Annotated in this window: 7 protein-coding genes; 5 read left to right on the top strand and 2 right to left on the bottom strand. The window is 68.2% G+C overall.

Annotated elements, in window-relative coordinates; genetic code table 11:
- Positions 1-25 precede the first annotated feature (25 nt).
- Together WMF22_RS31975 and WMF22_RS31980 are read right to left on the bottom strand one after the other, a co-directional pair.
- Positions 26-1,465, bottom strand: a complete 1,440-nt coding sequence (locus WMF22_RS31975; protein WP_438032244.1) for a pectate lyase family protein — start codon at positions 1,463-1,465, stop codon at positions 26-28.
- Between the two features lie 487 nt (positions 1,466-1,952).
- Positions 1,953-3,608 (bottom strand): sigma 54-interacting transcriptional regulator, encoded by a 1,656-nt coding sequence (locus tag WMF22_RS31980; protein WP_438032245.1) that lies wholly within the window; start codon positions 3,606-3,608, stop codon positions 1,953-1,955.
- A 185-nt stretch (positions 3,609-3,793) separates the two neighbouring features.
- Here WMF22_RS31980 and WMF22_RS31985 point away from each other — a divergent pair, with 185 nt between their 5' ends.
- The 5 genes from WMF22_RS31985 (at position 3,794) to WMF22_RS32005 (ending at position 15,020) form a co-directional block, all read left to right on the top strand.
- A complete protein-coding gene (locus WMF22_RS31985) occupies positions 3,794-5,746 on the top strand; it encodes a protein kinase domain-containing protein (RefSeq protein WP_438032246.1) in 1,953 nt (650 codons plus the stop codon).
- A gap of 435 nt (positions 5,747-6,181) precedes the next feature.
- Positions 6,182-6,718, top strand: coding sequence for a hypothetical protein (locus tag WMF22_RS31990; RefSeq protein WP_438032247.1), 537 nt, complete (start codon positions 6,182-6,184; stop codon positions 6,716-6,718).
- 89 nt (positions 6,719-6,807) lie between these two features.
- Positions 6,808-7,893 (top strand): hypothetical protein, encoded by a 1,086-nt coding sequence (locus tag WMF22_RS31995; protein ID WP_438032248.1) that lies wholly within the window; start codon positions 6,808-6,810, stop codon positions 7,891-7,893.
- Positions 7,894-7,928: 35 nt separating this feature from the next.
- On the top strand, positions 7,929-9,548 hold the full coding sequence (locus WMF22_RS32000) for a hypothetical protein (RefSeq protein WP_438032249.1): 1,620 nt from the start codon (positions 7,929-7,931) through the stop codon (positions 9,546-9,548).
- A 21-nt stretch (positions 9,549-9,569) separates the two neighbouring features.
- Positions 9,570-15,020, top strand: a complete 5,451-nt coding sequence (locus WMF22_RS32005; RefSeq protein WP_438032250.1) for a trifunctional serine/threonine-protein kinase/ATP-binding protein/sensor histidine kinase — start codon at positions 9,570-9,572, stop codon at positions 15,018-15,020.
- The last annotated feature ends 70 nt before the right edge of the window (positions 15,021-15,090 follow it).

Genomic DNA, 15,090 nt, shown 5'->3' on the forward strand with positions numbered 1-15,090 from the left:
CTCGATCGCGCGCTCCTGGAGCGCGCTACTCGATCTGCTCCTCCATTTCCCCCTCGTCAGGGAGCATCGACGAGCTGCCCGCCGCCTTGCTGATCAGCGCGGCGGCGAGCTCGTTGATGTACTCCTCGATCGCTGTGTATCCGGACGGCATCACCTTGGTGTGGTCGCTCGCGTTCGATGAGCTGAGGCCGTGCGCCCGCTCCCACGCGTCCGCCATGCCGTCGCGGTCGGCGTCCGCGGGGGCCGTCCCCGGGCTGAGCCCGTCCATCAGGTTGCTCACGTAGCGGGCGCCCCACGAGCCGTCGCGGCGCTCCATGTTCTTGAAGACGCCCTTCGTCACCACGTCGCGCGGCAGCGAGCCCGCCTGCGCGGCGACGAGCCGAGCCGCGTCCTGCGCGCGCTGGGTCGTCACCGGGATGTACCCCGGGACATCCCGCGTGAAATTGAACTGCGTCGCCGAGCGGTACGACTCGGCCTTGTTGAGCTTGCTGAAGCTCGGGTGGAGGTACGGCTGCTTCCAGGGGTTCTCGACGGTGCCCGTGAACTTCCCGGGATCATCGATGTAGTTGTCGCCGAGGAAGTACTTGAGCCCCGCGCCGGCGCTGCCGTCGAAGTAGAACGGGATCAGCTGATCGCTCGGCCCCTTGATGTAGGTGTTGCCCACGATGTTGAACTGGCCGCTCGCCCGGTTGTGGTGCACGAACCCGTGCCTCACGTTGTAGGCCACGTTGTTGCGGATGTCGGCCGGGCCGTTCGCGACCGCGGGGCAACGCGCCTTGTGATGGGCGAACAGGTTGTGGTGGAGCGTGATCCGGTGGCCATCAGGGCCGTTGATGAGACCGTAATTATGCATCCCCTCTGGATGCCCCGTGGTCGCCGACGATTCGATGGTGGACCACTGGACCGTGACGTCATCTGCCTCATAGAGGTCCACGGTCTCGTCGACGCCCCAGGCGATCGACATGTGATCGAGCATCACCTTCGAGTTCCGCGAGATCTGCGTCGCGTCGAACTGCTCTCCGGCCGAGCCGTTGTACACGGGCCGGACTCGCAAGAACCGTGCGATGATGTTGTTGACCGCGGTGGAGTACCTGGCGGTCAGGCGACCGCGGATGGTGATGCCGGCGCCGGGGGCCGTCTGGCCCGCGATCGTCACGTCGCCGTTCCGGATGACGACATCCCCTTCGATCACGCCGCTCACGTCGAAGACGATGATGCGAGGCCCGCTCGCGTCGAGGGCCGCCTGGAGGCTCCCTGACCCGCTCGTGCGCAGGTTGGTGACCTTGATGACGCGCCCGCCGCGCCCGCCGGTCGCGACGGCGCCAAAGCCCTCTGCCCCCGGAAACGACGGGAGCGCGCTGGCTGGCATCGATATCGCCGTGAGCGCAGAGACCGCGGCGATCGCGCAGCCGAAGCGGCGGAGCCCCTGTGCGCCGATGGAAGAGCAAGTAGGAAGGAATGCCATGTGTCTCGTTCCCCTTTCGTACGTATCAGGCGCCGAACAAGGCCGGATCGAGCAAGGAAGCCCAGGGTGGGCGCGGCGCTGGGCGCGACGATGTGCCCTGATGAAGCAGGGCGACGCGGAGCAGCGACGCGATGGGCCCGCCCTCGGCTGCCTGGCGCAGGAGGTCTTGAGCGGCGCTCTTCACCGCAAGCCGTACTGGGATGACCCTACAGGACTCGATTCACCGCTGGCAATCATCAATTGCCAATCTGTGCGACAGGGCACATCAGAATCGCTCTTGAATTCCAACTCGCCAGATGAAGCGATGCTGGTTATCCTGCACGAGCAGCGCACGAGCGGGCTCATGACACCTCGAGACGCGCTCGCCCGCCGGACGCGCCGAGAAGAGGAATCGTTCGACGCTCGCCCTCGGCGTCGCGGTCGAGCGGTCTCCCTTGGCGCGCTGACCGCCTCTCGATCCGGCGCTCTCGTTCCGGCTCCGGGTCGACTAAGCCAGACGCAGCTCTCGGATCCTGCGCTGAAGCGCCCGCTTGGAGACCATGAGGCGCTCCACCATCGCGTCGATGTGTCCACCGCACTCCGCGTAGCAGCGGGCGACCTCGTCCGGCGCAAGGTGGCTCGCCTGGCGGACCTGCGGGCAGCTCTCCACGAGCGCATAGAGCGATGTCCGCGAGATCCCGAGCTGCTCGGCGGCGGCCTTGAAATCCCACCGGCTCCGGCGGAGCGCGTCGATCAGCTCCTCTTCCCGCACGTCGGAGGGCTTGCGCCAGCCGGCGCCCTTCCCCGAGCTCGCCCGCGCCGCCGTGGCGGTCTCCGGCCGCGCCGCTCTCGCCGCGGCCGCGCGATCGCCGTCGGCGTGGCTCCGCTGCGCCGGGGCTGCCCGCTGGAGCAGGTGCTCGAGCGCCGGCGCCCCCTCCAGGCGCGCCGCGCCCTGGCTCCCCACGACGAGCTGCCGCGCCACGTTCCGGAGCTGACGGATGTTCCCCGGCCAGTCGTACCGCGCGAGCCGGGCCACCACGGACGCCGGCAACCACGGGGCGCCGTCGGGCCGCGGCGCGTCGAGCCGATGCGCGTCGCCCGAGGCCGAAAGCTCCTCGCGCAGGAAGTGAAGGAGCAGGCGCCCGAGATCGTCTCGGCGATCGCGGAGCGGAGGGAGCGCGATCTCATAACCGGCCAGGCGGTGGAGCAGCGGAGCGCGAAAAGCCCCCTCGGCCACCTTGGCCTCCAGATCGGCGTCCGTGGCGGTGATCAGTCGAATGCGCGTCTTCTTCGGCTGCTGGGCGCCCACCGCCTGGATCTCGCCCGTCTCGAGGGCCCTGAGGAGCATCGCCTGCACGTCGGGCGGCGCCTCGCCGATCTCGTCGAGGAAGAGCGTCCCTCCCTCGGCCGAGCCGAAGTAACCGGGACGGTCGCGCAGGGCGCCGGTATACGATCCTCGCTCGGCGCCGAAGAGCTCCGCGGCCGCCAGCAACGGAGGGATCGCCGCCATGTTGACGGCCACGAAGGGCTGATTGCGCCGACTGCCGGCCTGGTGGATCGCCCTCGCGACGAGCTCCTTTCCCGTGCCCGTCTCGCCGCGGAGGAGCACCGCAGTCCCGAGGTCGGCGACGCGGCGGATATGCCACCGCGTTTGCTCCAGAAGGTCGCTATCGCCAACCAGGCCGAGGCGCTCCCCTGGCTCGCGCGGGGACGGATCGACCATGTGGAGCAGCAGGACGACGCGACTGGCGAGCTCGATGACGACCCCCCGGGTCACCTCGCCGAGCGAGAAATCGCGGCTCCCCTCCAGCGGGGCGCCATCCACCGCGACGTGGGAGCCGCGCTCCGCCGCGTCCAGCCGGATCCCGTCGTCGGGCAGCGCGATGATGCGCAGGGGTTTGCGGCTCAGGTGGGTATCCCCGAGCGGCGCATCGCCGGTCGCACCCGGTGGACCGAAGTACGGCTCCATGCGTGACAGCGCGACCGCATCGCGGAGCGCGAGGTCTGCGAGGACGGCGCGCTCACCGATGCGCTCGAGACGAGGATGGTAGAGGACGGACAGGGACGGAGCGAGGCGTGTGCATGCCCGCCGTGAGGGGCTCGTGTCGGGGTGCAGCGTCGTCGCGTTCGCGATCGTGGTGAGCCCTGTTCGCTCGGTCACCATGGGGTGGGAGGATACGCGCCCACCGAAAAGACTTGCAAGCTCAGCGGCGCCGGCGTTCGGTTCCTCCGCCATGCGCGACGCGCACATTCGAGCACACCGAGCCGCTTTGGCGCCGTCGTCGCCTGGGCGCGGACACCGTAACGCCAGTTGACACGATGTGCGCTCGCGCGTACTAATTTTCATTTGTGAAGGGCCAAACGGTCGGCGGGAGATACGCGCTGCTGCGTGAGATCGGCCGCGGCGGCATGGGCATCGTCTGGGAGGCCTTCGATCAGCTGCTCCGCCGGCCGGTGGCGCTGAAGCGGATGATGCCCGAGAACGTCGTCTCATTCGACGCGAGGCGCAGCTTCGAGCAGGAGGCGACGACCGTCGCCCGTCTCCGTAACGAGCACATCGTCCAAGTGCACGACTACGGAATCGATGAGGGTTCTCCCTATATCGTCATGGAGCTGCTCGAGGGTGAAGACCTCGAGAGCCGGCTCCGCCGCACGCGCCAGCTCCCGGCGGCGGCCGTGCTGTCTTTGCTCCGGCAGCTCAGCTCGGGCCTCGATGCGGCGAGCGCGGCAGGCATCGTTCACTGTGATCTCAAGCCCGCGAACATCTTCCTCGCCCGGGGTGCGTCCGGCGAGTCCGTGAAGATCCTCGATTTCGGGGTGGGGTGGCGGCTGTTCGACGCGCGCGACTGGAGCGGCACGCGCATCGGAACCCCCGCGTACATGAGCCCGGAGCAGGTCCGCGGCGCCGTTCCCCACCCCCTGGCCGATCTCTGGTCGCTCGGCGTCATCGCCTACCGCGCGCTCACCGGCCGCTTTCCGTTCTCGACAGAAGATCTGGCAGGGCTCATCATCAGCATCTGCGCCGATCCGTTCCCGCCGCCGTCGTCGCTCGACGCCGCCTTGCTCCCCGGGTTCGATCGATTCTTCGAGCGCGCGCTGGCAAAGGACCGGACCCGGAGATTCCAGTCGTCCCGCGAGCTCATCACGGCGTTCGCCGCGGTGTGCGACGCGGGGAGCAAGCCCGCCAAGATCCTCATCGTCGACGACGAGCCCGACATGCAGCTCCTGCTGAAGATGCATTTTCGGCAGAACAAGAAGAGCTCCGCCTACGAGCTCATCTTCGCCGACAACGGCCAGAGCGCCCTCGAGGAGCTCCGGCGACACCCGGACATCGATGTCGTCGTCGCCGACATCAACATGCCGGTCATGGACGGGATCACCCTGCTCGAGCGCATCCCCGAGGTGAACCCGCTCGCGAGGACGGTGATCGTGTCCGCGTACGGCGACATGACCAACATCCGTCGCGCCATGAACCGGGGGGCGTTCGACTTCCTCTTCAAGCCGCTCGATTTCGCCGACCTCGAGACCACGCTGGAGAAGTCCCTCCGCTCCGCGGAGCAGCAGCGACAGAAAGCCCAGGCGAACGAGGAGAACGATATCCTGCGGAAGTTCACGAACGCGGCCCTGGTGGAGCGGCTCCGGGCGCTCGGGCCCGCGGGCGCAGCCGCGAGCGAGGCGCTGGAGGCGACCGTCGCGTTCGTCGATGTCTTCCGGTTCACCCGTGTGGCGCAGGAGAGGCCGCCCGCCGAGGCCACGCGGCTGCTCAACGCCAACTTCGAGGTGATCGTCCCTGAGCTCCTGGCGCATGGAGGCATCGTGGACAAATTCGTGGGCGACGCCGTCATGGCGGTGTTCCACGGGCCGGAGCACCTCGACCGGGCGCTCTCGGCATGCGTCGCCGTGCGCGAGCAGCTCGAGACGGTCGCTCGGCGTACGGGGAACGACTCGCCTTACGCTCACGGGGTCTGCGCGGGCGTCTCGACCGGCAGCGTCCTTGCGGCGGAGGTCGGCTCGCACGCGTGCGCGCGGCTCGGCTACACGGTGCTCGGGCAGGCCGTGAACGCCGCCTCCCACCTCGCGCGCGCAGCGCTGTCCGGGGAGATCCTCGTCGACGAGGCGGTCTGCCGTGCCGCCCGGCAGGAGTTCAAGTTCGAGAGCGCCGGCGCGCGGAGCATCTGGCCCAGGGGCGAATCGACGACCGTCTACAGGGTGGCGGGGCGCGACGTGACGCGGCCGCTGCTCGAGGGGGAGCAGACGGTCCAGATCTCCCTGGAGACCAGGCCGGCGCTGGCGCCGCGCTGACGTCGTGTCGGCCGGCAGGGCGCCGCACGGCGCCGGCATGTCCGCCTGCACGGCACCGGCACGGCACCGAGACCTCGGCCGGCACGCCCGCCGACACGTCGGCCGACATGTCGGCCGACGGGTTGCCGCACGCGCTCGACGGAACGCCAGCGGCCGCCGTCCCATCCCGGCCTGGAAACGCCCGCATCCCCGCACGTCGGCCGGGCGGCCGACATGCACGCACGGCTGGTACGCGCCGTGCAATCCCCGTTCACAGACGGTTCGGTTCCATCCCGAATGTCCTTCTTGACTGGATCGAGCGGCTCGGAGCAGGCGGCTCTTTCCAGCGAGCGACGGCCCCGGAGAGCTCACAGAGCACGCGACTCACCGGACCGCGCGCGCCTGCTGCGACACGCGAAGCGCCCTTCAACTACAGCACGCGAGGAAACAACGACGATGCCCACAGAGACAACGAAATATCCGCCCGGCGTCCTGTCATTGCTCTATCACCTGAGGCACATGGGCCTCAGCGTGAATACAGACAAGAACAAAGTGCTGGATGACTTTCGCTTGAGCGCTACCGAGAAGCCGGTGTTCGACAAGTGCGGCGACATGGGGCACCCCGACGATGGCTGCATCGCGAACGTCCTCTACCTCACGAGGGATGAGGTCAACGCGAGGCTCTTCAAGAACGCGAGCGACGAGGCGCCCGCCCCATCGGCGAGCGGCGCGGCACGCAAGCCGGGTCTCCTGTCCTTTCTTTATCATCTGGTGCACACCGCGGAGGTCTACAATCGCTTCCACCGCGACGATGAAGCGCACAAGAACGAATCCAGGAGCTCGCTGATGAGCGAGTTCAAGCTGAGCGAGCGGCAGAAGAAGAAGCTCGACGACCACATCGCAAGGGGCCCGTTCGACGACGATTCGCTCAAGGCCCTGCTGGATCTCGCCGTTTCCGAGCTCAACGGCGACAACTGGTACAAGGCCTGGTGAGCGGGTAGCCTCGGGCGCTGCTCGAAGGCTGACCGCGGCGGTCGGTGGTCATCGCGCGGGCACGGCCCGGCAGGACGAGGGGTCGCTGCATGATCGTTCGGTCGATGGAGAAGACGCTGGCGCTCGTCGAGCCTCATGTCCCGCCGGCGCTCGTGTCACCGCGAGATTGGCGCGCCTTCGGCCGCTGCGCCCCGGCCCTGCTGGACGCCGCCTCGGTCCTGACCCTCGAATGTCATCTGGGGGCGGCCGCTGCGCGGGTCGACCTTCTTGCCTGTATTCTGGCGGAAGGGAGAGAGCTCCTCGCGTCCCGGCTCCCGCGCTCGCGCCGCGAAGATCCGGTCGCCCCCGGCGGCCCTCCGCCGGCGGAAGGCGCCGCTCCGCTCCGGGGCCCTCCAGGGCGTCTGCTCGCCGCGTGGACCACGCCCGGCACCCTCCTGTTCGAGCAGGTTCCCCTGCTCTGGTTCGAGTTCGATCAGCCGGCCGCGCGTCGTGGTCCTGTCGAGCCGTCCGCGCTCCTCTGCCTGGATCCGAGGCCCCTCACGAACCTGGAGGCCCCGGAGGCAGAGCGCGACTTCAGCCCGGGAGGCCGGCTCCGGCTCGTCGAGGCGGCCCTCTCCGTGCTCCTCGACGGGCCTGTCCCGGCGGCGACCCGGGCCGCGCTGCTCCGTTGCTTCACCCTGTTGCCGGACGGCGGCCACGCCGTTCATCTGTCCGTCATGAGCGCCAGGCAGCCTGCGACGCTCAAGCTCAACGTCTCGCTGCCGCGCGACCGGCTCACCGGCTACCTGCTCGGGGTGGGCTGGCCGGGCAACCCCGGTGAGGTCGAGGAGCTGCTGGAAGCGCTGCGCGTCGATGACGAGCACGTCACGATCGACGTCACCCTCGGAGACGACGTCGCTCCTCGGCTCGGGATCGAGCTCTTCGATCTCGCGACCCGGGAGGTGGACCCGGGCCGGAGCGCGACGCTCGAGCGCCTCTCGTCGCTCGGCCTCTGCACGCCCTCGCAGCGCGAGGCGCTCGCCGCGTGGCCCGGGTCCTCGCGCGAGCGCTGCCGGGAGGGCGAATGGCCGTCCCGCGCGCGCCGCTGGATCGACCTGAAGATCGTCCTCGGCCCGAATCGAGCGCTGTCGGCCAAAGCCTACCTTGGTGTCTTACGCTGCTTCTCCCTCGCCTGAGAACCGACACACACGCTGTACTCTGGAGCGTCACCATGAAACGCCCTTCGTCCTCCATCTACAGATCGGCCTCGATGATCCTGGCAGGCGCCGCACACCTGTCGTGCTCCGCGACAGTCCACCTGCAGAGCTCCTCTCCCCCGCCCTCCCCGCCGGAGAACGCGGGCGTGTCCTCGCCGGTCGACGACGAGACATGCCGGAGGGAGCTGTGGAGCAAGTTCCCCAATTTCACCGACAAGCTGTGCTCGGCCCTCCCCCGAGACATCGACCCCGAGCTGCAGAAAAGAACCATAGAGGCGGGGAACTACGCGGAACGCAACCGTCTCTACGACATTCTGGCGTGGCAGTCCTTCATCGCGATGGCATGGCCGGTGACCGAGGACGGCCGCGCGCGGCCTCGCCTCGAGGATGGTGGCGCCCATGGGTGGGATACCTGGAAGACCAGTTACGACATCTTCAGGGCGGACGGCAGCCCACCCGATGCCTGGAACCCTGCCGAGCAGCAGGCCAAGCGGAGCGCTCCGGACACGAGCTTCGCGATGGATGCCTCCCGCACGCTGCAGGATGACAGACAGGCCGATTCGCGCATCCTCTGGGACCAGAACGGCAACAAGGTGTATTACGAGGTGCTGTACAGCGAGCGTTTGTTCAAGTACCTCTACGGCAACGAGCTGTACAACATCGATGGACAGATCGCCTACAGCGCCAAACACTGCGCCGCCCCCGAAAAACACTGCACCAACCTCGACGCGCCCTGGGGCAACCCGCTGAACGAGGGTCAGACGCCCTCGATCGCGCTCAAGCTCGCGTGGAAGCTGCTGGACGAGAGCGAGAGGCACCTCGAGGGGCGCTTCATCCTCCGGAAGGCGTACCTCCGCACGGACGCAGGCTCGTCGCTGCAGACGTTCGGTCTCGTGGGCGCGAATATCATGATCAAGACGCTCTCGGCCAAGAAACAGTGGATCTGGGCTGCGTTCGAGCACATCGACAACGTCGATGTCAACCCGCTCGAGATGCACAATGGCAAGCCGCTCAAGCCCTCGTTCAACGATCCGGATTGCCCGCTGTGCCCCGTCAATGAGCCGCCGGATGAGCGCGTCTGGCCGCCCTCGGAGGGTCCGTGGGTCAACCGCACCCAGGTGCACCGGCAGCAGCCGATCCGGGAGGACACAGCCGCCCTGAACAGCCAGGTCCAGGCGCAGCTCGAGAAGAACCGCTCTGCCCTGCAGTTCTACGAGCTCGTCGGCACGCAGTGGCCGACGAACGGCGTGAGCGAGCCGTCGCCGTCGGACAAGCTCCCCGATGCCATCACGAACGAGTCCGGCGGCCGGCCGTACCGACCTTACCTCGTGAACACTGTCCTGGAGACATACATGCAGAAAGGCAACACGGTCGCTGCCAAGGTGAACGACGCTCTGCGCCCCGAGACGACCCGGATATTCCACACGTCGAGCTGCATGGGCTGCCACTCCGACGCGAAGATCGCCAGGGGAAGGTCGCAGGAGAGCATCACGTGGGGAGAGCGCGGCAGCGGTGATTTCTTGCTGAGCTATGAGAAGAAGGCCAGACCGAAGTCCGCCCCGGCGGGCGACGGGCAGGCCTCTGGAATGACGAGCGCGGCCGCGGCCGACGCTCAGCCGAAGCAGCGGAAGTAGCTGCACGCGAAGGGCGAGCTCATGCAGATCCTCCAGGGCTACGATGTGACCGCGACCGTCGTCGAAGAGGCGCGGACTGCCACCTATCGAGCCATCCGATCCGCCGACGGGCAGCCAGCGCTGCTCAAGGCGCTCCACGTCGCTTACCCGACCCTGCTCGACATCACGCGCATCAAGCACGAGCACCAGCTCGCCCAGATGCTCGACAGCCCGTACATCCTGAAGGTGCAGCGGCTGGAGAAGCACCAGGGCGTGCCGGTGCTCGTCCTCGAGGATTTCGCGGGTGAGCCGCTGCACGCCGCCATCCCTGCCGAAGGGCTGGACATCGAGCTGCTCCTCCGCGTCGCGATCCAGCTCTGCCGGGCGCTCGAGGCCCTGAATGAACGGGAGATCACCCACAAGAACATCCATCCGGGAAGCATCCTGTTCGACCGGGAGGCCGGCCGCGCCAAGCTCACGGATTTCAGCATCGCTTCCCGGCTGCCTCGCGAGAGCCAGACGATCGAGAGCGTCGCCCGGATCGAGGGGCCCCTGGCCTACATGTCACCCGAGCAGACCGGCCGGATGAACCGGGCCCTCGACCATCGCACCGATTTCTACTCGCTCGGGGCGACGCTGTACCAGATGCTCACGGGCCGGCCGCCGTTCCTGGCCACCGATCTGCTCGAGCTCGTGCACTGTCACATCGCCCGGCGGCCGACGCCGCCGGAGGAGCTGCGGCCGGGGGTGCCTGTCCCGCTGTCGAGCGTCGTCATGCGCCTCTTGGCCAAGGCGGCCGAGGACCGTTACCAGAGCGCGCGCGGGCTGCGCATCGACCTCGAGACCTGCCTCGCCGAGTGGAGCTCCGCCGGCGAGATAGCCCCGTTTCCGACAGGCAGGCAGGATCGCTCGGAGAGGCTGCAGTTCCCGCAGAAGCTCTACGGGCGCGACGCGGAGGTCGCCGCCCTCACGGGCGCCTTCGAGCGCGTGGCCCGAGGCGCCACCGAGATCGTGCTCGTCCATGGCTATTCCGGCGTCGGTAAATCGACGCTGGTCAACGAGCTTCACAGGCTCGTCGTCGGCCAGACCGGCAGCTTCCTCTCCGGCAAGTTCGATCAGTTCAACCGGGGTCTACCTTACAGCTCCCTCATCGAGGCGTTCCGGCAGAGCATCCGCCAGCTGCTCGCCGAGGACGAGGCACGGCTCTCCGTCTGGAGGACGCGGCTCGGACGCGCGCTGGGCCCCAACGGCCAGATCATCGTCGACGTGATCCCGGAGCTCGAGCTCGTCCTCGGCCAGCAGCCGGCCGTGCCCCAGCTCGGTCCAGCGGAGTCTCAGAACCGGTTTCGTCAGGTCTTCCAGAGCTTCATTCAGGCCTTCGCCCAGAGGGAGCACCTCCTCGTGCTCTTCCTCGACGACCTGCAGTGGGCCGACGCCGCGTCCCTGGATCTGCTCCGGTACCTGAGCGAGAACCCGGCCAGCGGCTACCTGCTGCTGATCGGCGCGTACCGGGACAACGAGGTCACGGACGGCCACCCGCTGGGCCGCGCGTTCGAGCGCCTCCAGCTGGAGGCGACGAGGGTCACCCGCCTCGCGCTGGCGCCGCTCTCCCAGGACGATCTCACGGGGTGGCTCGTCGACGTCCTCTCGTGCACGGCGGAGCGCGCGGGGCCGCTCGCGTCGCTCCTGGCCAGCAAGACCCACGGCAATCCGTTCTTCGTCATGGAGTTCTTGAAGACGCTCCATCAAGAGCGGCTGCTCGTGTTCGACCCGGCGCTCTCGGACGAGCGCGGCGTGGGCGCGTGGCGCTGGGACATGGATCAGCTCATGTCCGTCGGGGTCACGGACAACGTGGTCGACCTCCTGGTCGGCCAGCTGCAGAGGCTCCCGCTCGCGGCGCAGAGCGCGGTGAAGCTGGCGGCCTGCGTCGGGAGCCGCTTCGACTCGAACATCCTGTCCATCGTGTTCGAGCGCTCTCCGCGGGAGACGGCCGACGCCCTGTGGGAGGCCGTGCAAGCGGGCCTCATCCTGCCCACGGATCAGTCGTACAAGCTGCTCCTCGGCGCCGAGCCGGGAGATCCCTTCGATGCGTCGCTGGAGGAGCTCGCCGTCCCGTACGAGTTCCTGCACGACCGCGTGCAGCAGGCGGCCTATTCGCTCATCCCCGACCACGACCGGAAGAAGACCCACCTCGACATCGGCCGCCTCCTCCGGCAGCGCCTCCCGGCCGAGCGCGTCGCGGAGCGGCTCTTCGAGGTGGTCAATCACCTGAACGCCGGCGCCGAGGTGGTGCGCGACACGACGGAGCGCCAGGAGATCGCGCAGCTCGATCTCACCGCCGGTCGCAAGGCAAAGGCGTCCGCCGCCTACGAACCGGCGCTGCGCTACCTCGCCGCCGGCACCGAGCTCGTCGGGGCGGAGGGGTGGAGCCGCTGTCATGAGCTGACGTTCGCGCTGCACCTCGAGAGGGCCGAGTGCGACTACCTCATGACCCGATTCGCGGACGCCGATGAGAGGTTCGCGCTCCTGCTCCGCAACGCCCGCGCCGACGACGAGCGGGTCGCCGTGCACACCGCCCGTGTGACGCAGCTCCTGCACCTGTGCCAGTACGAGCAGGCCGTGGAGACTGGCTTGCTCGCGCTGCAGCTGCTCGGCATACGGCTGTCGTCCAAGCCGCACATCGGTGACGTGCTGCTCGAGCTCGCCCAGGTTCGATGGAAGCTGCGGGGCAGGCAGATCAGCGAGCTCAGCGAGCTGCCGGACCGCATGACGCCGGAGATCCGGGCGGCGATGGGTCTGCTCATCACCCTCTGGTTCCCTGCCTACCTGCTGCAGCGCGAGCAGCTCATCGGGCTCATCATCCTCAAGCTCGTGCAGCTGTCGCTCACCTACGGCAACACCGAGGCCTCCTCGTTCGCGTTCGCCTGCTTCGGCATGTTCAACAGCTCGGTGCTCCGCGATCCCAAGACGGGCGCGGCGTACGGCAAGCTCGCCCTGGTCCTGGCGCGCAAGTTCAATGATCCATCGGTGACGTGCAGGACGCTCTTCGTCATCGCGAGCTTCCTGGAGGTGTTCTCGTCCCACCTGCGCGAGGCGCTCGATCTGCTCGCGGAGGCGATCCAGTGCGCCGTCGACTCCGGCAACCTGGTGCAGGCGTCGTACTGCATGTGCCTGAACATCTACTGGGCCTCTCTGGTCGACACCCCGATCGCCGAGGTGGCCGCGCAGGCGCGCCGCTATCTCGAGTTCGGACGGCGGACCGACGCCCAGAAGGTGATCCAGTGCATGCAGATCACCCTGCGCTGGACGCGAGAGCTGCAGGACGCCGACCCCTCCGCGCTGCGCTCGAAGGAGCACTCGCTCGATCCGGACGCATACGTCACCGAGGACATGCAGCGCGCGCAGCACCTGCTGCTGGCGCTCCAGATCGGCTACCTGTTCGAGCGATATGACGAGGTGCTGGAGATCGCGTCGCGGCTCGAGGCCTACAAGGACATGCTGGATCCGAGCTCGGCGTTCGTTCCGCACCACGCGTTTTACCGGGCGCTCGCGGCGCTCTCGCTGGTTCCGGACGCGGACGGCGCGGACAGGCGCCGCCTGCGCGGCACGATCGACAAGGCAAAGCGGATCTTGCACAAGTGGGCCGAGCACAGCGCGGTGAACGCCCGCCACAAGCTTGCGCTGGTCCTGGCCGAGGAGGCGCGCGTGGAGGGCCGATCCAGGCAGGCGGCGAGGCTCTACGACGACGCGATCTCCGCGGCGCGGAAGAGCGAGTACCTCCACGAGGTGGCCTTGGCGTGCGAGCGCGCGGCGCTGTTCCATCTGAGCAGGGGCAAGCCGCAGCTGGCCGGCACGTACCTCCAGGAGGCGCGCGGCTGTTATCTCACCTGGGGCGCGCACACCAAGGTCCGCGCGCTCGACGAGCAGTATCCCGTGCTCCTCATGCGGTCGTCTCCGGCGCAGGTGAAGCACCAGAGCGGCACCGCCGCGTCGGTGTCGCCGACGCCCCAGGACCTCGACTTGACCACGGTCGTCAAGGCGTCCCAGGTGCTCTCCAGCGAGATCATGCTCGGTCGGCTCCTGGACAGGATCATGCAGATCATGCTCGAGAACGCGGGCGCGGAGAAGGGCGTCCTCCTCATCAAGGAAGCCGGCCAGCTCGTCATCGAGGCCAAGGGGACGGTCGCGTCCGGCGAGGTCACCGTGCTGCAGTCGATACCGATGGATCAGAGCCCGGATCTCCCGCACGCGCTGGTGAACTACGTCGCCAGGACGCGGGAGAGCGTCGTGCTGCGCGACGCGGCGCGGGATGAGCGGCTGGTCAGCGACCCCTACGTCGTGCGTTGTCAGCCGAGGTCGGTGCTCTGTGCCCCGCTCGTTCATCAGGGACAGCTCGTCGGTGTGCTGTATCTCGAGAACAACCTCATCACCGACACCTTCACCTCGGATCGGCTGAAGGTGCTCCGTCTGCTCTCGTCGCAGGTCGCGATCTCGATCGAGAACGCGCGGCTCTACAACGATCTCGAGCGGAAGGTCGACGAGCGGACCGAGGAGCTCAAGCGCAAGAACATCGCGCTGGCGTCGACGCTCGAGCACCTCCAGCAGACCCAGCAGCAGCTGATCCAGGCGGAGAAGATGGCGTCGCTCGGCAACCTCACCGCGGGGGTCGCCCACGAGCTCAAGAACCCGCTCAATTTCGTCAACAACTTCGCTGAGCTGTCCGTTCGATTCTCGGATGAGCTCGTCAGCCTCTCGACCGAGCTCCACCTCGACGGCCCGCGCACCGGCGAGGTCATGGCGAAGATCAGGGAGGTGCTCCCGATGCTGAGGCTCAACGCGAACAAGATCGCGGAGCACGGCAAGCGCGCGAACGCCATCGTGAACAACATGCTGCTGCACTCCCGTGTCCTGTCGGGCGCCCGAGAGCCGGTGAATTTGAACGCGCTCGTCGAGAAGTCGGTCGAGCTCGCGATGGTCGGCAAGCTCGCCGCGGCGCCCGCCCTGGACGTGGTGGTCGAGAAGGAGTTCGACGCTTCGCTCCCGCCTGTCGAGGTGATGGATCAGGAGCTCGCACGCGTGATCATCAACCTGGTCAACAACGCGCTCTACTCGGTGGGTGAGCGGGTGCGCGCGGAGAGGGGCGCCGCGGCGGAGCAACCGCGCATCCGGGTGTCGACGCGCCGGGTCGGGTCGATCGCCGAGATCCGGATCTGGGACAACGGCACCGGGGTGCCGGAGCTCATCCGTGAGAGGATCTTCGACCCCTTCTTCACGACCAAGCCCAACGGGCAGGGCACCGGGCTAGGGCTCTCCATCTGCTATGAGATCGTGCGTCACGGCCATGGAGGCACGATCCGGCTCGGGAACACCGAGAAGGGGCGCCACGCGGAGTTCATCGTGGAGCTGCCGGTGCGCAGCCCCGCGTCCCGCCCGTCCGCGGCCGCGCCGGTGGATGACGTCGCGGTCGATCCGCTGAGCAGACACCGGAGCTGACCAGGGCTGGCGCCGCCGGCGACGCGATCGCGGCGGGGCGAGCTCGGCCGGCGCAGCGCTGGCCGGCGCG

The sequence above is a fragment of the Sorangium sp. So ce204 genome (assembly GCF_051526795.1).
GTDB classification, from domain to species: domain Bacteria; phylum Myxococcota_A; class Polyangia; order Polyangiales; family Polyangiaceae; genus Sorangium; species Sorangium cellulosum_B.

Coding starts and splice junctions, on each gene's coding strand:
- WMF22_RS31990 (WP_438032247.1), top strand. CDS start 6,182: ATGCCCACAGAGACAACGAAATATCCGCCCGGCGTCCTGTCATTGCTC.
- WMF22_RS31980 (WP_438032245.1), bottom strand. CDS start 3,608: ATGGTGACCGAGCGAACAGGGCTCACCACGATCGCGAACGCGACGACG.
- WMF22_RS31995 (WP_438032248.1), top strand. CDS start 6,808: ATGATCGTTCGGTCGATGGAGAAGACGCTGGCGCTCGTCGAGCCTCAT.
- WMF22_RS31975 (WP_438032244.1), bottom strand. CDS start 1,465: ATGGCATTCCTTCCTACTTGCTCTTCCATCGGCGCACAGGGGCTCCGC.
- WMF22_RS32000 (WP_438032249.1), top strand. CDS start 7,929: ATGAAACGCCCTTCGTCCTCCATCTACAGATCGGCCTCGATGATCCTG.
- WMF22_RS32005 (WP_438032250.1), top strand. CDS start 9,570: ATGCAGATCCTCCAGGGCTACGATGTGACCGCGACCGTCGTCGAAGAG.